The sequence below is a fragment of the Stomatobaculum sp. F0698 genome, from assembly GCF_030644385.1.
Lineage (GTDB): Bacteria > Bacillota > Clostridia > Lachnospirales > Lachnospiraceae > Moryella.
Genome location: NZ_CP130060.1, coordinates 885,789 through 908,437, shown reverse-complemented (window position 1 = coordinate 908,437; position 22,649 = coordinate 885,789). Strand labels below are relative to the sequence as shown.

At 56.5% G+C, this 22,649-nt stretch carries 21 protein-coding genes; 2 read left to right on the top strand and 19 right to left on the bottom strand.

Going from position 1 to position 22,649, the window contains the following annotated elements:
- Positions 1 to 15: 15 nt before the first annotated feature.
- The 12 genes from ffh to QU660_RS04230 all read right to left on the bottom strand — a co-directional run bounded on the left by ffh (position 16) and on the right by QU660_RS04230 (position 13,452).
- On the bottom strand, positions 16 to 1,368 hold the full coding sequence (ffh, locus tag QU660_RS04285; RefSeq protein ID WP_304947083.1) for a signal recognition particle protein: 1,353 nt from the start codon (positions 1,366 to 1,368) through the stop codon (positions 16 to 18).
- Between the two features lie 13 nt (positions 1,369 to 1,381).
- Complete coding sequence (gene ylxM / locus QU660_RS04280) at positions 1,382 to 1,738, bottom strand: YlxM family DNA-binding protein (protein WP_304947082.1); 357 nt, start codon at positions 1,736 to 1,738, stop codon at positions 1,382 to 1,384.
- Between the two features lie 65 nt (positions 1,739 to 1,803).
- Entirely contained in the window at positions 1,804 to 3,099 is a 1,296-nt protein-coding gene (locus tag QU660_RS04275; RefSeq protein ID WP_304947081.1) for a chloride channel protein, read from the bottom strand.
- Positions 3,092 to 4,321, bottom strand: coding sequence for a threonine ammonia-lyase (gene ilvA, locus QU660_RS04270; protein WP_304947080.1), 1,230 nt, complete (start codon positions 4,319 to 4,321; stop codon positions 3,092 to 3,094). Before ilvA ends, QU660_RS04275 begins: the two co-directional genes overlap by 8 nt.
- A complete protein-coding gene (gene ftsY, locus QU660_RS04265; protein ID WP_304947079.1) occupies positions 4,309 to 5,283 on the bottom strand; it encodes a signal recognition particle-docking protein FtsY in 975 nt (324 codons plus the stop codon). Before ftsY ends, ilvA begins: the two co-directional genes overlap by 13 nt.
- Before the next feature lie 8 nt (positions 5,284 to 5,291).
- Entirely contained in the window at positions 5,292 to 8,849 is a 3,558-nt protein-coding gene (smc, locus tag QU660_RS04260; RefSeq protein WP_304947078.1) for a chromosome segregation protein SMC, read from the bottom strand.
- The gene (gene rnc / locus QU660_RS04255; protein ID WP_304947077.1) at positions 8,840 to 9,553 is read right to left on the bottom strand and encodes a ribonuclease III; all 714 of its coding nucleotides are present in this window, start codon (positions 9,551 to 9,553) and stop codon (positions 8,840 to 8,842) included. The genes smc and rnc overlap by 10 nt, the downstream gene beginning before the upstream one ends.
- An 11-nt stretch (positions 9,554 to 9,564) precedes the next feature.
- A complete protein-coding gene (locus QU660_RS04250; RefSeq protein ID WP_304947076.1) occupies positions 9,565 to 9,804 on the bottom strand; it encodes an acyl carrier protein in 240 nt (79 codons plus the stop codon).
- A complete protein-coding gene (gene plsX / locus QU660_RS04245) occupies positions 9,788 to 10,795 on the bottom strand; it encodes a phosphate acyltransferase PlsX (RefSeq protein WP_304947075.1) in 1,008 nt (335 codons plus the stop codon). The genes QU660_RS04250 and plsX overlap by 17 nt, the downstream gene beginning before the upstream one ends.
- Before the next feature lie 119 nt (positions 10,796 to 10,914).
- Complete coding sequence (gene rpmF, locus QU660_RS04240; RefSeq protein WP_009531918.1) at positions 10,915 to 11,097, bottom strand: 50S ribosomal protein L32; 183 nt, start codon at positions 11,095 to 11,097, stop codon at positions 10,915 to 10,917.
- Positions 11,098 to 11,213: 116 nt separating this feature from the next.
- Positions 11,214 to 12,197: a phosphate acetyltransferase gene (gene pta / locus QU660_RS04235; protein WP_304947074.1), complete on the bottom strand. Its 984-nt coding sequence runs from the start codon at positions 12,195 to 12,197 to the stop codon at positions 11,214 to 11,216.
- A gap of 58 nt (positions 12,198 to 12,255) precedes the next feature.
- Complete coding sequence (locus QU660_RS04230; protein ID WP_304947073.1) at positions 12,256 to 13,452, bottom strand: acetate/propionate family kinase; 1,197 nt, start codon at positions 13,450 to 13,452, stop codon at positions 12,256 to 12,258.
- 111 nt (positions 13,453 to 13,563) lie between these two features.
- Here QU660_RS04230 and QU660_RS04225 point away from each other — a divergent pair, with 111 nt between their 5' ends.
- Both QU660_RS04225 and QU660_RS04220 read left to right on the top strand, forming a co-directional pair.
- Positions 13,564 to 14,892, top strand: coding sequence for a tRNA(Met) cytidine acetate ligase (locus tag QU660_RS04225; RefSeq protein WP_304947072.1), 1,329 nt, complete (start codon positions 13,564 to 13,566; stop codon positions 14,890 to 14,892).
- A 104-nt stretch (positions 14,893 to 14,996) separates the two neighbouring features.
- Positions 14,997 to 15,506, top strand: coding sequence for a CarD family transcriptional regulator (locus QU660_RS04220; RefSeq protein WP_304947071.1), 510 nt, complete (start codon positions 14,997 to 14,999; stop codon positions 15,504 to 15,506).
- 33 nt (positions 15,507 to 15,539) lie between these two features.
- On the opposite strand, the gene tenA is transcribed toward QU660_RS04220, so the two are convergent.
- From tenA to polA, 7 genes are read right to left on the bottom strand one after another with little or no spacing between them, the layout of a single operon-like run.
- Entirely contained in the window at positions 15,540 to 16,202 is a 663-nt protein-coding gene (gene tenA / locus QU660_RS04215; RefSeq protein ID WP_304947070.1) for a thiaminase II, read from the bottom strand.
- Positions 16,199 to 16,927 (bottom strand): hypothetical protein, encoded by a 729-nt coding sequence (locus QU660_RS04210; protein ID WP_304947069.1) that lies wholly within the window; start codon positions 16,925 to 16,927, stop codon positions 16,199 to 16,201. The genes tenA and QU660_RS04210 overlap by 4 nt, the downstream gene beginning before the upstream one ends.
- Positions 16,927 to 18,291 (bottom strand): PFL family protein, encoded by a 1,365-nt coding sequence (locus tag QU660_RS04205; protein WP_304947068.1) that lies wholly within the window; start codon positions 18,289 to 18,291, stop codon positions 16,927 to 16,929. Before QU660_RS04205 ends, QU660_RS04210 begins: the two co-directional genes overlap by 1 nt.
- A 12-nt stretch (positions 18,292 to 18,303) precedes the next feature.
- Positions 18,304 to 18,576, bottom strand: a complete 273-nt coding sequence (locus tag QU660_RS04200; RefSeq protein WP_304947067.1) for an ACT domain-containing protein — start codon at positions 18,574 to 18,576, stop codon at positions 18,304 to 18,306.
- Between the two features lie 31 nt (positions 18,577 to 18,607).
- Positions 18,608 to 19,405 carry an MBL fold metallo-hydrolase gene (locus QU660_RS04195; protein ID WP_304947066.1) on the bottom strand — a complete coding sequence of 266 codons (798 nt, stop codon included), beginning with the start codon at positions 19,403 to 19,405 and terminating at the stop codon, positions 18,608 to 18,610.
- Entirely contained in the window at positions 19,402 to 19,986 is a 585-nt protein-coding gene (coaE, locus tag QU660_RS04190) for a dephospho-CoA kinase (RefSeq protein WP_304947065.1), read from the bottom strand. The genes QU660_RS04195 and coaE overlap by 4 nt, the downstream gene beginning before the upstream one ends.
- Entirely contained in the window at positions 19,986 to 22,634 is a 2,649-nt protein-coding gene (polA, locus tag QU660_RS04185) for a DNA polymerase I (protein WP_304947064.1), read from the bottom strand. Before polA ends, coaE begins: the two co-directional genes overlap by 1 nt.
- Positions 22,635 to 22,649 lie beyond the last annotated feature (15 nt).

Here is a 22,649-nt window from a genome sequence, read left to right as displayed (position 1 = left end):
GCAGTGATACCGAAATTAAAAGCCGAGCTTGCCGAAAAGCCCGCCGAGTCCACCGCGACCGCCGCGGTTCTTGCTCTTCATCATACCCGGAAGCTGTTTCATCATCTTCCGCATCTGTTCGAACTGCTTGACCATGCGGTTCACCTCGGTGATGTCCACGCCCGCGCCCTTCGCAATGCGGTTCTTGCGCGAGGGATTCAAAAGCGAGGGGTTTGCCCTCTCCTCTTTGGACATGGAGAGTATCATGGCCTCTACCCGTCCCATGTGGCTCTCGTCGATTTCCGGCATGCCGGCACCCGCGGTCGGCATCATCGCCATGATACCCGCAATGCCGCCGAGCTTTTTGACCTGTTTCATCTGGTCCAAGAAGTCGTTGAAGTCAAACTCCGCCTTCTTGAGTTTTTCGCTCATACGGCGAGCCTCGGCTTCATCTACCTCCGCCTGTGCCTTCTCGATCAGCGAGAGAATGTCTCCCATGCCGAGGATGCGCGATGCCATGCGGTCCGGATAGAACTGTTCGAGATCCGAAAGTTTCTCGCCCATACCGACGTAGAGTATGGGTTTTCCGGTGACTGCCTTGATAGAGAGTGCCGCACCGCCGCGCGTATCGCCGTCGAGCTTGGTAACAATCACGCCGTCGACCCCGATTTTTTCCTCGAAGGTCTTCGCGACATTGACGGCCTCCTGACCTGTCATCGCATCGACTGTGAGCAGGGTCCAATCGGCACGGAGCTCCTCCTTGATGCGAAGCAGTTCCTCCATCATCTGTTCGTCGATCTGCAGGCGACCCGCGGTATCGACAATCAGAATGTCGTTGTGGTCCTGACGCGCCTTCTCAAAGGCCGCGCGGGCAATGTTAACTGGGTCCGCGCCGCTTCCCATCGAAAAGACCGGGATGCCCACCTTCTCGCCGTTCACGCGCAGCTGTTCGATTGCCGCCGGTCGGTACACGTCGCAGGCCGCGAGCAGCGGTCTGTGTCCCTTCGCCTTGAGTTTTCCCGCGAGTTTTGCAGCCGTTGTCGTCTTACCGGCACCCTGGAGACCCGCCATCAGAATGACGGTGATATCCCTGTCCTGTGAGAGTTTAATCTCCGTGGTCTCGGAGCCCATGAGCTTAATGAGCTCTTCGTTGACAATTTTCACGACCTGCTGGCCGGGTGTCAGGGACTCCAGCACTTCTGTCCCGACCGCTCTGTCTTCAATGCTTTTTACAAACTGCTTGACTACCTTGAAGTTGACATCGGCTTCGAGAAGTGCCATGCGCACTTCCTTGAGCGCTGCCTTGGTATCTTCTTCGCTGAGTTTTCCCTTGCCGCGCAGATCACGAAAGACGCGCTGTAATTTTTCTGTCAGACTTTCAAACGCCATTTCATCCCTCCGCCTAGCGCGCTGTGAGCTGCATGAGCTCGTTTGCGAGTTTCCGAATCTCCGGGAGCACGGCTTCACCGCTTTCCGCCTCGCTGAGACGGAGAAGCTCCCTTGCAATCCGCTGTTCCGCCCGAAATTTCTCCGCCATATGAAGTTTTCTCTCATAGGCGTAGAGTTGCTCTTCGGTGCGCCGCACGAGGTCCGAAACGCCTTGGCGGCTGATGCCCGCCTCCCGTGCCACTTCGCTGAGAGAACAGTCGAGGAACGCGACCGCTTCAAAAATATGCCGTTGGTGCTCCGTTAAGAGCTCCGCATAGAAATCAAAGAGAAGGTCTCGGTCTGCGAACTTCTCCGGACTTTCATTACCCATGGGTCCAAGTATAAAAAGAACCGAGAGTGCTGTCAAGTATTTTACCTTGACACTCTCGGTTTTTTTTAGTTTTCTTCCGCGGCGTCGCCGGGATGCTCCCAGAGTTTTCTGGGCCCCTTGCGGTTGATAAAGAGCGCCTCGGTCTTGGAATACGGGAACTTCTGGCTCGTATAGAGCCCGTAGTAACCGGAGAGCGTAAAGCTGACCGCAATCGCAAAGGCATAATAGGGCATTCCTTCAAAGCCGAAGAGCTCAAAGCAGAGAAGCATGGAACTGAAGGGACTGTTGGTCATGCCGACAAAAAACGCTGCGATGCCTATCCCTGCGTAGAGCTGCACGGGCAGATGAAAGAGCTGCGCAAAGGCTGCACCGAAGCAGGCACCTATGGTGAGAGTCGGCACAATCTCTCCTCCCTTAAAGCTTCCGAAAATACAGACACAGGTGAAGAGAATCTTGAAGAGAAAGCTGTACCAGGCCGCCTCGCCGCGAAAGGCCTTTTCAATGAGGCCGAAGCCGCCGCCGTTAAAATCCAGCACCCCGGTAAAAAATCTCTGATTTAAGGCTGTGAGCGCAATTAACGCAAACGCGCCGATCAACGCCCTGAGCCAGGGATTCGGGATGCGCTTCGCGGTATAGTGGTGTCCGCGATACAGGATAATACTGAACCCCATTGCGAGGAGCGCACAGAGCATGGAAAAGAGAATCACCGTGACGGCCCCCGGCAGGTGAAAGTCTGGTACCTCCGTAATCGGGAACACTTCTCCCGCCACACCGAAGTGCAGGGAGACATGCGAAGCGATGAAAGAAGCAAAGAGGCAGGGAATCAACGCGGCATAATACATGACGCCGACCGAAATCATCTCCATGGGGAAAACGGCCGCCGCAAGCGGCGTTCCGAAGATGGCGGAAAAACAAGCCGACATACCGCACATGATTGCGATGCGCTTGTCTTTCTCATCCATACGGAAGAGCTTCGAGAGCGCCTCGCCGAGGCTGCCGCCCATCATGAGTGCCGCGCCCTCTCTGCCCACCGAGGCACCGACCAGATGCGAGAGTACGGTCGAGAAGAAAATGAGCGGTGCGGTCTGCACCGTGATGTGTTTTCCCTCGGTAACGGAGTCGATGACGGTATTGGTTCCGCCGTTTTTCTCCTCGTGCAAGCTCTTTTGCAGGGCAACGATGAGCAAAGCCGAGAGGGGCGACAAGAGAATGAACTGCGGGTGCTGTTTCCAATTTGCGATTCCGAAGTCAACGCCCTTCCGGAACAACATGCCGACCAGGCCGATTGTGAGACCTGTGACAATCGCGTAAATCGACCATTTTACAAAGTAAATCGCATTGGTTTTCGCAGATTCATTCACTGTAGGTCCCCTTTGAACGCACAAGTTTCGGGCGATAGCCCTCCTGCTTCAAGCGCTCGCAAATTTTCTCCTTGTGTTCGGTTCCGAAGGCCTCCATGGTGATGCGGAGTTCCACGGCCGCATTGCGGTTGATGCTGACAAACTGATTGTGCTCGAGCTTGATGACGTTGCCGCTCTCCTCGGCAATAACCTCAGCGACCCGCGCCAGCTGACCCGGGCGATCGGGAAGCAGAACCGAGACCGTGAAGATGCGGTCTCTCTGGATGAGGCCGTGCTGAATCAGCGAAGCCATGGTAATCACATCCATGTTTCCGCCCGAGAGTATGCTCACAATCTTCTTGTTTTTGATGTCGAGGTGTTTGAGCGCCGCGACTGTCAGAAGGCCGGAATTTTCGACGATCATCTTGTGATTCTCAACCATATCCAGGAAGGAGACAATGAGCTCATTGTCTTGAATCGTGATGATGCTGTCCACATTCTTCTGAATATAGGGGAAAAGCTTTTCGCCGGGACGCTTCACCGCCGTGCCGTCCGCAATGGTGTTGGCGCTCGGCAGCGTTATAACCTCTCCCGCCTCGAGCGAAGCCTTCATGCAGGCCGCATTTTCCGGCTCGACACCGATCACATGGATGTTCGGGTTCAGGAGCTTCGCGAGGGTCGAAACACCGCTCGCAAGACCGCCGCCGCCAATCGGCACCAAAATGTAATCGACGGTCGGTAGCTCCTTCACGATTTCCATTGCGATGCTACCCTGTCCGGTTGCAACCGTCAAATCGTCGAACGGATGCACGATGGTCGCACCGGTTTCCGCCGCAATCTCATAGGCGCGCTGCAGCGCATCGTCGAACACATCGCCGTACAGCACCACCTCGGCGCCGAGCGCCTTGGTGCGGTTAATCTTCATGAGCGGTGTTACCTTCGGCATGCAGACGGTTGCCTTGATGCCGGCAAGCTTCGCCGCAAAAGCAACTCCCTGTGCGTGGTTACCCGCAGATGCGGTGATAAGTCCTTTTTTCCGCGCTTCCTCGTCCATGGTCGCAATCTTATAATAAGCGCCGCGCACCTTGTAGGCGCCGGTTTGCTGCATATTCTCGGGCTTTAAGTAGACCTTGTTTCCGCTCTGACGTGAAAAGAAATCCGAGTAGATCAGTTTGGTCTCCTTGGTCACCTCGCGCACGCACTCGCTCGCCTCTTCAAATGCCTCCAATGTCATTGGTTCCATGATGACTCTGCCTCCTCTTCACTCTCACTGTCCGTATGACGCGCAAACAGCGCTTCGACATACTGCGCTGCGTCAAACTTCCTGAGGTCGTCTATTTTTTCGCCGACTCCGATGAACTTGACCGGCAACTTTAACTCCGCCTGAATCGCAATCGCAACGCCGCCCTTGGCCGATCCGTCGAGCTTTGTCAGCGCGACACCGGAAATCTCGCAGATGTCGCCGAACTCCTTGGCCTGTTCTATTGCATTCTGTCCCGTTGTGCCGTCCAGCACGAGAAGGGTCTCGCGGCGATAATCCGGAAGTTCTCTCTGCAGCACACGGTCTATCTTTCTGAGTTCTTCCATGAGATTTTTCTTGTTGTGTAAACGCCCCGCCGTATCGCAAATCAGAAGATCCGTACGGCGTGCCCGCGCCGCCTGGCAGGCATCAAACACAACGGCAGCCGGATCCGCTCCCGCCGAAGATTTGACCATCTCGACTCCTGCCCGCTGCGACCAAGCCTCGAGCTGCTCGATGGCCGCCGCGCGGAAGGTATCGGCTCCGGCGAGCAGAACACGTTTTCCGTTTGCCTTCGCCTGCGCCGCCATTTTTCCTGCGGTCGTCGTCTTGCCGACGCCGTTCACGCCGATCAAAAGCAGAACCGAAGGCTGTTTCTCAAAGTCATATGCGTTCTCACCGAGATCCATTCTGGACTTGATACTGTCAATCAGGAGATCGCGGCAGGCACTGCGCGCCCGCACGTGCTGCGCTTCGACCGCCTCACGGAGTTCCTCCAGAATTTCCTCGGTTGCGCGCACACCCACATCGCCGGTGATTAAAATTTCCTCAAGTTCGTCAAAGAACTCATCATCCACCTCGCCCGGGCCGTTGAACAGGTCGTCGAGGCCGTAGACCACGGCCTTTCTGGTCTTTTCAAGCCCCGCAACCAGGCGACTGAAAAACCCTTTCTTTTCCTCTGCCATTACTCCTCCTACTTATCCAGCTGATCCTCAATGAGACTCACGGAGACCAGAGCGGATACGCCCTTCTCCTGCATTGTGATGCCGTAGAGCCGATCCGCCGCGACCATGGTGCCGCGCCGGTGGGTGATAACGATAAACTGCGTATTCTTTGCGAGCTTTTTTAGGTACTGCGCAAAACGATCCACATTGGAGTCATCGAGCGCCGCCTCGATCTCGTCGAGCAGCGCAAAGGGCGAAGGCTTCAGGTTCTGAATCGCAAAGAGCAAAGCAATCGCCGTGAGCGCCTTCTCGCCGCCCGAGAGCTGCATCATGTTCTGCAGCTTCTTGCCCGGGGGCTCTGCGATAATCGCAATGCCGGCCTCCAGTAAATCGACCCCCTCTTCCAGTCGAAGTTCGCCTTTTCCGCCGCCGAAGAGCTCGCGAAATACCTGATTAAAGGCCTTCTGTATGCTCTGAAAGCCCTCCGAAAAGCGCTTCCGCATGCCGAGATCCAGTTCTTCGATAACCTGTTTTAAAGCATCCTCAGCCCGTCTCAGATCCTCGCACTGCGTGCTCAGGAAGCTGTGACGCTCGGAGACCTCCTTGTAATCCTCAATCGCGTTGACATTGACATTGCCGAGGGCACGCATGGCCTCTTTCTTTTCGCGTATGCTGCGCTTTGCTTCCGGCATATCGCCGAGCGAAGGATCGCGGTACTGCCTTGCGCCCTCCTCGGTGAGATTATACTCACTTAGGATGTACGCGCACTGCGCCTCTCTCTGCTCTGTCTCCTTGTCCCGCTGCGCGTTCACGCGGAACAGATCTTTTTCGAGTTCGGTTCTCCGCGCCGTAATTTCGTCGCGCTTTTCAAAACGCTGCTTCTGCTCGCCGTTATGACGGCTTTTCTCGGTCTCGAGCGAAGCCAGTGCTTCCTCAAGTTTCCGCTGTTCTTCTTCGAGCTCCCGCAGCGCTTCCCGCGCCTCGCCTATACTTTGCCGCCGCGCTTCGACCGACCGCTCGGAAGCCTCACGCTCGGCGAGAAGTGCCTCGGACTCTGCCGCGATTCTCGCGCTCTCTTCTTCGACTCGGCGTAGATTTTCTCGAAGATGGCGCTGTTGCTCCGCCGCAAGACTCGCTTCGATTGCGGTCTTTGACTGCTGCTCGAGCAGGGCCGTATGCGCCCGCCGCTTTTCTTCCAGTGTTGACTGCAGCTTTTGGATTTCCGCCTCTTCCTCGCGCTGTCTTAAATCGATGCTGTCCAAATCCCCCTGTAAACCGCCGCGATTCATCTCCAGGGACTCAAGGCTGGTCGTAATTTCCCGGCGCTCGCTTCCGATCTCCTTGAGCTGCGATTCAAGTTCGTTCTTCTTTTCGCGCAAGCTCTTCTTGGAGAGTTCCGCCGTATTCAGCGAAATCGAGAGCGTATGCTCTTCCTCTCCGAGCGTCTGAAAACGTTCGGAGAGTGTGCGAAGGCTGTCCCGCAGTTCTTTTAACTCCCGCTCCTCGCTCTCGTTTCGGTGTAAAAGCTTTTCCTGCGCGAGTTTAAGCTCATCCATCTCGCGACGGCGGCTTAAGAGATTCGAGCTGTTTCGAAATGCGCCGCCCGTCATGGAACCGCCCGGGTTCAACTGATCCCCCTCGAGGGTCACCAGCCGGTAACTCTGGCGATACTTTTTGGAGATGGCAATCGCATGGTCAATGTTATCGACCACGATGTCTCTTCCGATCAGGTTTTGAAGCACGACAGCGTACTGCGCCTCCGTCTTCACAAGATCGGAGGCGATGCCGAGGACACCCGGCTCTTTCAGCACCGCCCCGGCATCAAAGGGTCGCGGGTGCTGGGCACTGCGGGGCAAAAAGGTTGCCCGGCCGTAACGATTCTTTTTCAGGAATTCGATGAGCTGCTTCGCCGTCTCTTCGTTATCTACGACGATATTTTGCATGCGCGCACCGAGTGCCGTCTCGATTGCCTGTTCGTAGCGCTTCTCGACCGAAATGAGATCCGCGACCACGCCGTAAATGCCGCGCACGCGGTCACGGACTCCCATGACGCGCTGCACACTCTGCCCGAAGCCCTCATAGCGCTCCGTGAAGTTCTGCAGGGTCTCAAGCCGCGCCGCATTGGCCTGGTAGGCTTTCTGTGTCTCACGCAGCAGCGAAAGCAAGGCGCTCTGCGCCTTTTCATTCTCGGCAATGCGCTTGCCGAGTTCCGCTCTCTCCTGTCCCGCGCTGTCTCGCTTTTCACAGAGTTCGCTTGTCTCCGCTTCCGCACGCTGCAGGGCAAGTTCCAGACCGTCAAAGTCTGTCTTTAGCTGCAAGAGTCGCTGCGCACTCTTGGATGCGCGGATATTGGCCTCCTGCATCATGGCCTCGTAACGCGCGCCGCGGGAACTCATATCCGCGCGCTCGTTGATCAGCGAAATAACCGTGTCCTTACGGCGCTGCACCTCTTCCTCAAGGGCTTGCACGGCCTGTTCGGAAGCAAGACGCTCGGACTCTGCTTTTGCCGCGCGACTGCCGGCCTCTTCGGCTGTCTTCGCAATGCTCGCCTGCCTTTCCAGCAGGCTGTTTCGTTCCTCTTCGCGCGCGCTGCGCTCTCGCTCGCTGCGCTCCCGCCGTACGGAAATCTCTTCGATTTTCGTTTGTTCCGCGCGGGTCTGTTCTTCCAAAACGGCAATGCGACCGCTCACAGTTCCGCTCTCCCTGCGCCGCGCTTCGAGTTCAGCCCGCTTTGCGGCGAGGGCGGCATCCAGTTCTTCGAGCAGGCGATCCAAGGATTCATACTGACGCTTCAGCGCCTCCTCCTCGCCGACCGCACGTGACACCTCATCGGCGAGAATCTGCGCACGCTTTTCGATCTCCTGTAACGCGCTCCGCGAAGCCTCGCTCTGGAGCAGAAATAAATTGAGGTCGAGAGCTTTTACTTCGTCTCTCAACTTGAGGTATTTCTCGGCGGTTTCAGACTGCTTTCTGAGCGGTTCCACCTGTTTCGAAAGTTCCTGCAAAATATCCGAGACTCGCACCAAATTATCGTGCTCGTTCTCAAGCTTCTTTTCGGCAGCGGCCTTGCGCTTGCGGAACTTTGTGATACCCGCCGCCTCGTCGAAGAGTTCACGCCTCTCCTCCGGTCTGCCGGAGAGTATCTTCTCCACCTGCCCCTGACCTATGATGGAATAACCCTCCTGCCCGATACCGGTGTCCATGAAGAGCTCATTGACATCCTTTAAGCGGCAGGGACTCCCGTTTAAGCGATATTCACTTTCCCCCGAACGGTAAAGCCGACGCGAAACCGTGACCTCGTCGTAATCCAGAGAAAGCGCGCGGTCCGCATTGTCCAGGGTAATGGCGACATAGGCGAAGCCCTGCGGTTTTCGGCTTGCGGTCCCCGCAAAGATAACATCTTGCATGTTGCCGCCGCGAAGACTCTTTGCACTCTGTTCCCCGAGCACCCAGCGCACCGCATCGCCGACATTTGACTTGCCCGAGCCGTTCGGCCCCACAATGCCGGTCACGCCGTGCTGAAAGGAAAACAGAATTTTATTTGCGAAGGACTTAAAGCCCTGTACCTCAATGCTCTTTAAGTACATGAGGACCCTCCGGATTCCGCAATTCCGAGGGTGAGGAGCGCCGCATAAGCCGCGCGCTGCTCCGCCTCCTTCTTGCTGCTGCCCGTGCCCTCCGCAATCGCAACACCGTCCCGAAGCGCCGCAACCGTGAATCGCTTTAAGTGTTCCGGTCCTGTCTCGGCAAGAAGTTCGTACGAGAGTACCGCATCCTTGTCCCTCTGAATTTCTTCCTGCAAGATGGTCTTCGCGTCATAAAAATAGCGCTTTCCCTCGATGTCGTTCAAGATAAAACGCTCAATGAAGCCCCGTGCGATTTCCGGTCCGCCGTCTAAGTAAAGCGCTCCCACCACAGCCTCCATTGCATCGCTTACGATGCTGGGACGGGTTCTGCCGCCGGTCATTTCCTCACCTCTTCCGAGCAGCAGATACGGGGAGAGCGGAATCTGCTCCGCGCAATAGGCGAGTGCCGGCTCGCAGACAAAGCTCGCCCGGAGCTTTGTGAGTTCTCCCTCGCTGAGCTGTGTCTTTTCGCGGTAAAAGAACTCGGAACTCACGAGTTCCAGCACCGCATCGCCGAGGAACTCCAGTCTCTCGTTTGAGCCGAGATGTCCGCTGTGCGCCTCATTTGCAAAGGAAGTGTGCGTGAGCGCCTGAACCAAAAGCTCCCTGTTTTGAAAGGAGTAGTTAAGATGCTCCTCCAATTCTCTGATGATATCGGAATCCAAAGCCTCTCCTCTCACCGTCCCGCGCGGAGTGCGCGAATGGCGCGCTCCGCAGACTCGACGGACTGTATTTTATCGACCGCTTCGGGCGGAAACCGAAGCTGAAAATAGCTCTCAAGCCCAAGCACAATGCGATAGCGCTCCAGAGAATCCGCAAAATAAAGCTCGGTGAAGTTCGCGCGGTCATCCAGTTCTTCCTTGGGAAGCTCCAGGACCTCCGCGACAATGCGCCGAATTTCATCTCTCTCCAACATTCACTGCCTCCGCAATGCTCTGTAAAATGTTCTCGCGGTGAAAGGTCTCGCACTGCAACACTGCATTGCAAACCTCGGCCGCCTTCGCGTTTCCGTGCACTTTGACCACAAGGCCGCGCAGACCGAGCATGGGTGCGCCGCCGTAGCGGGAGGCATCGAAGCCCTTTAAGGCCTCTTTTAAGGCCGGTTTCAGAAGTGCCGCACCGATCTTGCTCCGCAAATTCGACATGGCCGCGCGCTTAATAATGGTCTGAAACGTTGACGCCGTTCCCTCGATGGCCTTCAGCACCATATTGCCGGTAAAGGCCTCCGCGACGCAGACATCCGCCTGCCCGTGCAGAACCTCGCGCGCCTCAATGCTGCCGATGAAGTTGAGTCCCGGCGTCGCCCGAAGGAGCGGATAGGTCTCCTTAACCAGCGCATTGCCCTTCTCTTCTTCCAGTCCCACATTCAGGATTGCGACGCGGGGACGGCTTATGCCGAGCGCCCTCTCCATGTAGAGAGAGCCCATCTGCGCAAACTGCACAAGATGCGCTGCCTTCGCGTCGACATTGGCGCCCGAGTCCAAAAGCAAAGTGGCGCCGCCGTCTTCGGTCGGAATGAGGGGCGCAAACGGCGCGCGCTCCACACCGGGCAGCCGACCGACCAGTACCTGACCGCCGACCAGTATCGCACCGCTGTTACCGGCGGAAACAAAGGCATCCGCTCTTTCCTCGCGTATCAGCTTCATACCGACCACGAGCGAAGCATCCTTCTTTTTCCGCACGGAAATAACCGGCGAATCGCCGGTCTCAATGACCTCCGATGCCGGTACCGTTTCCAGCCGCTCCGCCGGATAGCTCTGTCCCGCAAGCGCTTGCTCCAGGGCCTCCGGTTTTCCGCAGAGCAGAATTTTTACCTCGGGGCTCTTTCTCAGCGCCTCCAGGCAACCCTTTACAATTTCACCGGGCGCGTTGTCGCCGCCCATCGCGTCTACTGCTACTCTCACCATACGTTTTCACCTCTGCCTACTTATGATAAAGCATAGCCCCTGCCCCCGCAAGTTGTAAAGAAAACCGCCCCGGACTTTCGTCCGGAGCGGTTCATGCATTATTTCGCAGGAAGAAAGGCTCAGTCAGCGACTTTCACGATCTCCTTCTTATTGTACGTCCCGCAGTTCTTGCAGACGCGATGCGGCATCATAAGCTCGCCGCACTTCGGGCACTTGACAAGGTTCATCACGCCCATCTTCCAGTTGGCTCTTCTCTGATCTCTGTGGCCTTTGGAAGATTTATTCTTCGGACAAATCGACATCCTGAAACACCTCCTCACCTCGTAGCGTTAACGGTTGAAAACCGCAATCATCCATTTCTGGCATAACGGGAATAGTGTAATATACAACATCTATCCTGTCAAGCTGTTTGTGACACTTATGCGAGCGCTGCGGTCACGATTGCCATCGAGTAAACCTCGAGAGCGTTGCAACCTCTGGAGAGGTCGTTGATCGGCGCATTCAGACCGAGCAGAATCGGGCCGTAAGCATCGAAGCCGCCGAGTCTCTGCGCGATCTTGTAGCCGATGTTACCCGCATTGATATCCGGGAAAATGAAGGTGTTCGCATAACCCGCGACCTTGCTGTCCTTTATCTTGGTGCGCGCGACGGTCGGAGAAACCGCTGCGTCAAACTGCATCTCACCGTCGATTGCCTCGTCCGGGAACGCAGCCTTTGCCTTTGCGCAAGCATTTCTCATCTTGTCGACATCCTCACCGGAGCCGGAACCCACGGTCGAGTAACTGAGGAAAGCGACCTTCGGCTCGATGCCGAAAATCTTTGCGCAGCTCACGGTCTCACCGCAAATCTCAACCAATTCGTCTTCGGTCGGCTTGATGTTGATTGCGCAGTCCGCCATTGCGAGCAGCTCGTTGTCACCGGTCGCGGACGGACGAACGAGAATGAAGCAGGAGGAAACAATCTTGTTGCCCGGCTTGGTCTTGATAATCTGGAGCGCCGGACGAACCGTGTCCGCCGTGGAATAGGTCGCACCGCCGAGCAGGCAGTCACCGATGCCCATCTTAATCAGCATGGTGCCGAAGTAGTTTGCGCCGGAAAGCACCTTCTTTGCCTGCTCCGGGGTCACGCCCTTCGACTTTCTGATTTCGCAGAACATCTCGACCATCTCGTCAAAGCGGTCAAAGTTCTCCGGATCGACAATCTGTGCGCCGCGGATGTTGTAGCCCGCGTCCTCTGCCGCTGCCTCAATGGCATCCGGGTTACCGACCAGAATCGGCTTTAAGAAATTACTCGCCAGGAGACGGGATGCCGCCTCGAGAATGCGCGGGTCCGTGCCCTCCGTAAACACAATGGTCTTCGGGTTCTCTTTGAGCTTGTGGATCATCGTACCGAATGTGTACATGGGATTTTTCCTTTCTCCCTCTGCGGGAAACAGATTCGGAGCGTTCTGCCCCGAAAACTTACTTCGTCAGTGCGAGCGTATCTCTTGCGATTGCGAGTTCCTCGTTGGTCGGAAGGAGGTATACCTTGACCTTCGAGCTGTCCGTCGAAACAAGGCGCTCTTCACCGCGCACATTGTTTCTCTCGTCGTCAATTTCCACGCCGAGGTACTCGAGATATGCGCAGATATTCTTTCTCATGAACTTATCGTTCTCGCCGACACCTGCCGTGAAGGCAATCGCATCGACACCGTTCATTTCGGTGATATAAGCGCCGACATACTTCGCAACGCGGAGCGTGAAAGCGTCGAGCGCCACCCTTGCGAGCTTGTTGCCGTCGTTCGCCGCATCGTCAATGTCGCGGAAATCGGAGGAAATGCCGTTGCTTAAGCCCAGAACACCGGACTTCTTATTCAGAACATCCGTCATCTCCTCAACCGTGAGCTTCTCGTGCTCGCAGATAAACTGAATGATCGCGGGGTCAATGTCTCCCGAGCGAGTGCCCATAATAAGGCCCTCGAGCGGAGTCATGCCCATGGATGTATCCACGCACTTGCCGCCGATCGAGGCCGAAACCGAAGCGCCGTTGCCGAGGTGGCACACGACGACCTTTGCGTTCTTCGGATCGAGACCTCCCTTACGAATCACCTCGCCCGCGACAAAGTTGTGGCTGGTGCCGTGGAAGCCGTAACGGCGAACCCTGTACTTCTCATAGTACTCGTAGGGCAGCGCATAGAGATATGCCTTCTCCTCCATGCTCATACCGAAAGCCGTATCAAAGACAGCGACATTCGGCTTTCCGGGCATAGCCGCCTCGCAGGCTTCAATACCCATGAGGTTTGCCGGATTGTGAAGGGGGGCCAAATCGAAGCAGTCCGCAATCGCCTTCTTGACGTTCTCATCAACCAGAACGGACGCACTGTAATACGTTCCGCCGTGAACCACACGATGTCCGATTGCGGAAATCTCATCCGTGCTCTGAATCACACCGTGGTCGGGATCGACAAGAGCCTTCATGACAAGCTCAATCGCCTCCTTGTGAGTCGGCATCGCAACCTCGAGCTTATACTTCTCGCCGCCCGCCGGCGTATGTGCGAGCAGAGAGCCCTCGATACCGATTCTCTCGCAGAGACCCTTCGCGAGCACACTCTCGTTCTCCATATCGATCAGCTGATACTTGAGAGAAGAGCTTCCGCAGTTCATGACAAGAATTTTCATTGTGTGTTTCCCCCTTCAACTTTATAATATTCACAATCTCTGTTATTATAGACCAATCGACAAACGAGTGACAAGACGGAAGGCTGTTTTTTTCAAAATACAGGAGAGAGTATGATAAATCTTGCGCAGGTTGTTGGAATTATTGCTGAATATCATCCATTTCACAACGGGCATCTCTATCAAATGCGAAATGCGCGCGCACTGACCGGTGCCTCCTACTGCGTGGTCTTCTTGAGCAGCTACTTTGTGCAGCGCGGCATGCCCGCAATCTATTCTCCCTTGAAGCGCGCGGAGGCGGCGCTGCGCGCCGGTGCGGACGCCGTTTTCGAAATTCCGACTCCCTTCAGCTCCGCCTCCGCCCGTGACTACGCGGCCTACGGTGTGAGCATGCTCGCGGGACTCGGCATTCCGAATCTCTGCTGCGGCACCGAAGATGTCTCCGCCGAAGAGCTCTCCATGCTCCTCGATGTGATTGACGAGGGCTCGGAGGCGTTTCAGCACAGTCTCCGCGAGGGCTTAAAAACCGGTCTCACCTATGCGGAAGCCAGGGTCAATGCAATCGCTGCCGATTTGTTTCAGGCAGGCGCGGATAATTCTCTTCTGCTTCGCACCCGGGAATTGCTTTCAAAGCCGAATAACATCCTCGCCTTCGAGTATGCGCGCGCCGCACGTGCGGAGCGCATTCCGATCCGCCTGACCACGGTCTCGAGAAAGGGCAGCGATTATCATGACCCCATCCTGCAGGGCGATTTCAGTTCCGCAACCGCCATACGCTCCCACATTTTAAACGGCGGTTCTTGGGACGATTTGATCCGAATGGTGCCGCGCGCCGCTGCGGAGGTCTTTGCCTCTGCCCCCTATTTAAATCCCGCCTGCATGGTCGGTCCCATTGAGCGCCGCGTCTTGGATCAGCTCTATGAGGGGACCGCGCTTTCCTCCTTCTCCGATGTCTCGGAGGACCTTGCGGACCGCATTGCGAATGCGGAGTTCCGCGAGGAGAACTATGAGGCGCTTGTGAACAGTCTAAAGACCAGACAGTACACGCACACCCGCGTGGCGCGCGCGCTGACACATATCTTCCTCGGGATACGAAAATCCGATCTTCTCCGTTGGAAGAATGCCGCACGCGAAGAGGCCGTAGCAGCCGCCTCGGCCGAAGGCAAAAAGGCCGGAGATTTGCCGCCGATCGGCGCCGCCCCCTATGCACGCCTACTCGGCTTTCGCCGGGACTCGGAGGCCCTTCTCTCTCTTTTAAAGCAGGCTGCCACCATTCCCATGGTGAGCCGGCCGGCCGCAGCCGAGAGCCTGCTCCGCTCTCCCGCCGCGCGCGATCTCTTCCAAGCCGAAGTGCACGCCGCGGATCTCTGGAATTCTCTCTGCTACGGCGACAACGGAACCTCGCTGCCCTCCTATTTGCGGCAGCAAATCGTCATTGTGTAATATAGTTCCGTTTTTATTCGCTCTGCTTTGTTGAAAAGAGAGATTTTCGTAAAATTGTCGGAAAACTCCTTTGTCTGTGTTAGACTAGAGAAAGGAGGTGGACTATGTACCAGATTGACGATATTGTTGTCTATGAAAGTTCCGGTGTGTGTCGCGTCCGCGATATTCAGGAGCTCACCTTCTCCGAGGCAGCAGGCGCAAAGCGCTACTATGTCCTGACGCCTCTTTTCTCATCCGGTGACGTCATTTACACCCCTGTCGACAGCACAAAAACCGTCCTTCGCCCCGTGATTTCGAGAGAAGAAGCGCTGGAGACCATTCACAGCATGCAGGGAGAAGAAGTCATGAGCTTTGAGGGCCTGCGCCCCGCGGAACTTGAGTTCCGCTATCGGCGCGCCCAACAGAGCTTCCGTTGTGCGGATCTCCTGCGTCTCTACCGCGCCATCACACGGAAAACACGCTCTGCGCGCCGCGCCGGAAAAAAAGTGAGCGAAATCGACCGGCGCTTCCTAAGGCGCATCGACGCCCTTGTGCTCGGCGAGCTCTCGGTCGCTCTGAATGTCTCGCAAGAGGAAATACGCAAACTGCTCGAACGGGAACTCGAACTTGTATAAAGCTCCGACCATCAAAAAAGACTAGCGGAAGCGCTAGTCTTTTTTCTGTTGCCACGCCATATCCCAAAAGGCGAGCTCGTAGCGGGAGCAGTTGACAAAAATATCCCGAAGGCGCTGCATCTCTGCCGGCGAAGCGGATTCCGTCACGGCGTTCAGCGCAAGAATGAGTTTTTCATTCTCTGCCGCGTAAGCCGCCGAGGCGTATTCCCGCACCCAGGCGCCGTAGAAGGGATCGCTCCCTGCCTCCGGCCTCTCCGAAAGCATATGCTTTGCAATCAGCTCATAGCTGTACGCACAGGATAAAATCGCAGCCAGAATTTCGGCCTCGCCGCCCTCGTAGCCGACACGGAGCATGTAAGAGGTGTAGGATAAATTATCGAGCGCACGCGGCGTGGTTCTGAGTTCCTCCTCACGCACCGAAAGGGCTTCGAAATAACCGCCGTGCACCGCTCTCTCACGATTGATTGCCGCTAAATAGTCGGAAAACAGCAATGCGCTCGAGAGACTCTCCGCCTTCGCGGCGCCGAGGGCAAAGGTCTTTGCATATTCTTCGAGGTACAAATCGTCCTGAATGAGATAAAAGCGGAAACGCTCTTTGTCGAGCGTCCCGTTTTGAATTCCCAGCACAAAGGGATGACGGTAATAGGCCTTCCAAATTTCTGCGGACGCAGCGAGCAAATACGCGGTTGTATTCATTCGGTTTCCTTCTCCTGCTCCAAATAGTCAAGCAACAGCGGACGGTTTAAGCGATTGATGCCGACCGGCGGCAGTACTGTCTCCTCATCCTTACGCACGACCTCCAGCGCACTTTCCGCCGTCGGTTTATATTCCCCCTGCGGCGCAGAGATGAGAAAGACACCGCGGGTTTCATTTCCCTCTCCCGTGAGTTTTAGGCTCTGAACGGACAAGCCTTCGCTCGCAATGGTAGTCTCAAGGCAGCGGTAACTCAGCGGATACCGCTCCGGCGATACGGTCTCAACGACAAAGGCACCGCCCTCCCTAAGGTGATTCGCACACATGCGGTAAAAGAGGTTGGTAAACGCGCGATTTTCGGTCTCGGTCTTCGGTGCGGCGAGCGCCACGATAATAAAGTCATAGTGCTTTTCGCGCGTCTTCAGAAACTGGAAAGCATCTTCCGTGTAGCAGTGAAGGCGCGACTGCTGCGGTCTGAACAAAGGCTGCGCCGTTAAGACAAGATCCACCCCTTTTACCGATGGATTCCTCAGCACTTCCCGGGCCGCCGCGGTGCTGCCGAGTACCAGCACCTGCTCGTACGGCGCCGCAAGTTCCGCGAGCGGTCGGTAAAAAGAGGCCTCTCTCCGATTCCGGAAATACCACTGTCCCAGCTGATAAAGCAGCATACAGAGCAGAACGACGGCGACAAAGAGCAGCGTTCTGCGCATATTTTTCGTTCCCGTCATCAGTTCTTAAAGGAGTGGATCGGGGCGGGAATGCGGCCCTCGCGCTGCACAAAGTCCGCACAGCCGTAGGGATTCACCGCAATCACCGGTGCATGGCCGAGAAGCCCACCGAACTCCACCACATCTCCTACCTTTTTTCCGTGCGCCGGGATTAAACGCACGGCGGTCGTCTTCTGATTGATCATGCCGATGGCCGCCTCATCCGCAATGATGCCCGCTATGGTCTCCGCCGAAGTAGCTCCGGGCACCGCAATCATATCGAGTCCCACGGAGCAGACACAGGTCATCGCCTCCAATTTTTCGAGACTCAGGGCGCCGCATTCCGCCGCCCGTATCATACCCTGATCCTCGCTGACCGGAATGAAGGCACCGGAAAGCCCGCCTACATAGGAGGAAGCCATAACGCCGCCCTTTTTCACTTGATCGTTTAAGAGCGCCAACGCCGCAGTCGTGCCCGGCGCGCCGACGGCCTCAAGTCCTATGGCCTCCAGTATATCCGCGACCGAATCGCCGTCCGCCGGCGTCGGCGCGAGCGAGAGGTCTATGATGCCGAAGGGCGTGTCGAGCCTACGGCTCGCCTCCCGGGCAACCAGCTGCCCCACGCGCGTAATCTTAAATGCTGTCTTTTTGATGGTCTCGCAGAGTACTTCAAAGCTCTGCCCCTTGGTCTGCTGTACCGCCGCGCGCACTACACCGGGGCCGGAGACACCGACATGAATTACCGCATCGCCCTCGGTCACGCCGTGGAAGGCACCCGCCATGAAGGGATTGTCATCCGGCGCATTGCAGAAAATCACAAGCTTTGCACAGCCGAGAGAGCCGTTTTCCGCGGTTCGCGCCGCCGTCTCTTTGACCACCTGCCCCATGCGGCGCACGGCGTCCATATTGAGACCGGTGCGGGTAGAACCCACATTCACCGAGCTGCATACCCGCTCCGTCCGCGCGAGCGCCTCGGGGATGGAGTCGATCAACAGCGCCTCCGCCGCTGTCATGCCCTTTGCGACCAGCGCAGAATAGCCGCCGATAAAGTTGACGCCGATTTCCTTGGCCGCGCGGTCCAAGGTCTCCGCGATTTCCGCAAAATCCTCTTTGCTCCGGCAAGCCGAGCCGCCGATCAATGCAATCGGCGTCACCGACACGCGCTTGTTGACAATCGGGATACCGTATTCCCGCGAAATAGCCTCTCCGGTCTCCACCAGCTTTCCCGCGCGCCGAAGAATACAGTCATAGATATTTTGCGCAAGTTTTTTCTTATCGCTGTCAATGCAGCCCAGAAGGGAGATGCCCATCGTGATGGTGCGCACATCGAGCAAATCCCGCTCTATCATGGTATTGGTTTCAAGTACCTCAAATCCGTTCAACATGCCGCAGCTCCCTTAGATGCGGTGCATCGCTTCGAAAATTTCCTCGCGCTGCACATGGATACGGAGTCCCATTTCCTCCCCGATTCGGTTCATTGCGGCGGTCAGCTCTTCGAGGCTCTCATCGGCCGTCGAGATGTCAACAATCATCATCATGTGAAACAGATTCTGCACAATGGTCTGGTTGATGTCCAGTACATTGATGTGCTTCTCGGCAAGGTGGGTGCAGATTTTTGCGATGATGCCGACCATATCTTTGCCGAGTACGGTGATGATAACCTTGTTCATTCTCTATCCTTTCTGCTTTGTGTGTATACAATCAAAACTCATACATGTCGGAGCAGCAATCCCGCGCTGCCACGGAGAGCGGCAGTTCCGCGGCTTCTCCGCGCCCCTTGAGAAGACTTAGTTCGCAACGCACCGTTTCGTAGGCAAGCTCCGGGAGATTGTTCTCCTTGCTGAGATGCCCGAGCAGCACCTGTTGTAAGCCGCCGTGGCAGAGCGAAGCGAGCAGTCTGCCGGCACTCTCGTTTGAGAGATGTCCGCAGTCTCCCAGAATACGCCGCTTCAGCGGATAGGGATAAGGTCCCGCCTCCAGCATGCGCACATCGTGGTTGCTCTCCAATAAGAGGGCGTCCAGACCCTGCAACGCTTGTTCGAGATCCTCGGTCGCATGGCCGAGGTCCGTGAGGAAGGCCGCGCTCTTACTGCCGTTTGTGATCCGGTAGCCGACCGGCTCGGCCGCATCGTGGTCTATGGACAGCGGGAGCACCTTTAAATCCCCGAGGGAAAAGGCCTCTCCGCCCCGAATGACATGAATCTGTTCCGCCGGAAATTCGTCCAGCATTCCCTTCTTTTTGATGGCTGCGAGCGTACCTGCGGTCGCATAGAGCGGAATCGCGTCCTTTTTGAGCAGGATTTTCAAGCCGGTCACATGGTCCGCATGCTCATGGGTGAGCAGCACGCCCGATAGCTCTCCGGGCTTTAGCCCCGCGACCTCGAGTCCTTGGACGATGCGCCTTCTGCTGATGCCCGCGTCAATCAAAAGATGCGTGCTCTCACTGCCGAGATAGCCGGCATTGCCGCTGCTGCCGCTTGCTATGGTCATGAGTCTCATCGGAGCTCCTTTCCCGAGAGTCGCTCGTCAATGCGGCGGTAGAGTACTGCCTCGTCCGCATCGTTTACCAGTGTCCAGTCGGCCAGGCTCTCATAAGCGGCATCGCTCATCTGTCTCTCCATAATCTCTTCCGCGCGCGCTCTCGTGTATCCGCGGGAATCCATGAGACGCCGTATCCGCAGTGCGCGCGGCGTAAAGACATACCAAATTTCATTGTAAATATGATTGCGCTCTCTTGCGGGCAGCGCAGTCTCGACAACCAGAAAAGCCGCTTCCCCGCTTCGCGCAAGCGCTTCCACACGGTCATAGACCAAGGGGTGCACAGTCGCATCCAGAGCGGCGAGCAGGGAGGGCTCCCGATAGAGCCGATTGGCCATGGCCTTCCGATTGAGACTTCCGTCCGCCGCGCGTATCTCATCTCCCATGAGTTCCAAGGCGCGGAGATATCCCGCCTCCCCGGGCTCATAGAGTTCATGCGCGAGTTCATCCATCCCGACTATGCTTGCGCCGTAGTTTTCTTTCAGATAGGCGAGCACCAGGCTCTTTCCGGACCCGACACCGCCGCAAATTTGAAGCACCATCAGTGTGCCTCCAGCCAAGAGTTGCCGATGTGCGCATCCACCTCAAGGGATACACGAAGTTCCGCGGCATTCCGCATGGTCTCTTTCAGGAGTTCCAGAACGCGTGCTGCGACTTTCTCATCCGCCTCCACCAAAAGCTCATCGTGAATCTGGAGCACAATGCGCGCATCCAGTTTTTCTCTCTTGAGGGCGCGCCGCACCTTGACCATCGCGATCTTCATGATATCGGCCGCCGTGCCCTGAATCGGCGCATTCATGGCGACGCGCTCTCCGAAGGCGCGCTGCATGAAATTGGAGCTCTTTAACTCCGGCACCGGCCGTATTCTGCCGAAAAGTGTCCGCGTAAAGCCGTATTCCTTCGCCTCTTTAATTTGGCGATCCAGGAAACGCTTTACCTCGGGATAGCTCTCGAAATAACGGTTGATATACTCCTTCGCCTCATTCCGAGAGATGCTTAAGTCCTCCGAGAGGCCGAAGGCCGAAATACCGTAGACCACACCGAAGTTGACCGCCTTCGCGTTGCGGCGCTGGAGCGGCGTGACCTCGGCAAGCGGCACATGAAAGACCTGAGAGGCCGTGACAGCGTGAACATCGACCGCGTCGCGATAGGCCGCAATCAGATTCTCATCGCCCGAGAGCGCCGCAAGAATGCGGAGCTCGATCTGCGAGTAGTCCGCGTCCACAAAAACCTTGCCGGGGGCCGGCACAAAGACAGAGCGAACACGGCTTCCCATCTCAGTCCGTATCGGAATATTCTGTAAATTCGGATTGGCCGAAGAAATGCGTCCCGTCGCCGTGATGGTCTGGTGGAAGGTTCCGTGAATTCTGCCGTCCGCCTGAATATAGGCGGCAAGCCCCAGCGCATAGGTCGAGTTCAGCTTTGTGAGCATGCGGTAGCGGAGTATTTTCTTAACCACCGGATATTCCGGAGCAAGTTTCTCCAAAATATCCGCGGCCGTCGAATAACCGCTCTTGGTCTTTTTTCCATAGGGGAGCTTCATCTTTTCAAACAATATTTCCCCGAGTTGTTTCGGCGAATTCAGATTGAATTCTTCTCCGGTTTCCGCGTAGATCTCGGCCTCGATTCCCTGAATTTCTCTCTCCAGTTCCTCCGAAAAGGCTTTTAATTTTTCGGCATCGACCGCGACGCCGTTCTCTTCCATTTCCGCGAGCATGAAAACGAGCGGGCGCTCAATCTCCGAATACAGTTTCTCCATGCCCTGTTCGCTTACCTTTTCCCGAAGCGGTTTCCGCGCCGCAAAGGCGACATAGGCCTCATAGGCCTCGGCCGCGAACGCATCTTCCTTGGCACTCGGCAAGAGCAGGGAGAGGTAATCCCGCGCGATGTCCTCGCTGCGATAGCTCTCCTTCAGGGGATTTAAGAGGTAGGCAAGCACGCCGAGGTCATCGACCGTATCCCGCTCCTCGCTGCCCACTTCTTTTAAGAGCGGCTTAAGATCGAGAGCGGACACTGTCTTTGCACGGGCAAAGAGCTCCGAGAGGAGCTTTTTCTCTGCCGCAGCATCCAAAACCATCCCCCCGCTCTGCTCCGTAAGCGCCTTCAGTTGTTCGCGCTCTCCCGCCTCCGGTTCCCGACGGAGCAAAACGGATACACGCTCCGCATCGCTGCAGAACGCGGTGAGAAGCTCTCCTCGTGCAATACCGATTTCACCAGCCTTTACGGCGCGCTCTGCCGCCTCCCGCAGTGCCTCTTCCGTCTGTATGAGTTCAATCCGCGGGCGATGCTGCGCGCGCATGTGTTCCCGCTGCACCTCACTGCCGAAGTGCTTTAAAAGCGAGCGGAACTCAAGGCGCTGAATCTGCTCGTAGGCCTCGCTCGTGTAGAGCTCCCCGAGCGCCAGCTCCGAGAGATCCAGGGTGAGCGGCGCATCCAAGCATATGGTCGCGAGCCACTTTGAAAAAACCGCGTCCTCGAAATGCTCTTCGAGCGCCTTCTTGGCACGCGGCGGCTTCACTTCCTCCAGATGTTCCTTCAGGTTCTCAATCGAATGCCAGCTCTGAATCAGAGCGGTCGCCGTTTTCTCACCGATTGAGGGGACGCCCGGAATATTGTCGGAGCTGTCACCCATCAGTCCCTTGACGTCAATAAACTCCTCCGGCGTCACCCCGTAAGCCTCCTTGACGGCGGCGGGCGTAAAGTCCAGGATTTCGGTCTTTCCGCGGCTGGTCTTCGGCAGGCGTATCAAAATGTGGCTATCCGCGAGCTGCAAAAGATCCCGGTCTCCCGAGACCACCGTGACCTCGAGCCCTTCCTTCTGGTAGCGCTTCGCGAGGGTGCCGATCACATCGTCCGCCTCGTAGCCCGCAAGCGACACGGTCTTAATATTCATGGCCGCCAGCAATTCCTTTAAGAGCGGTACCTGCTCCCGCAGCTCATCCGGCATGGACTTTCTGGTTCCCTTGTAATCCGCATAGCGCTCGTGGCGGAAGGTAGGCGCGGGCAGGTCAAAGGCGACCGCGAGGTAGTCTGCTCTCTCTTCCTCGAGCAGTTTCAGTAAGATATTCAAAAAGCCGTAGACCGCGTTGGTGTGCAGTCCCGCCGAGTTCGTGAGCTCCGGCACGCCGTAAAAGGCGCGGTTTAAAATGCTGTGTCCGTCAATCAGTACTACTTTTTTTCTTGTTTCCAAGTCGCTTTCCTCTTC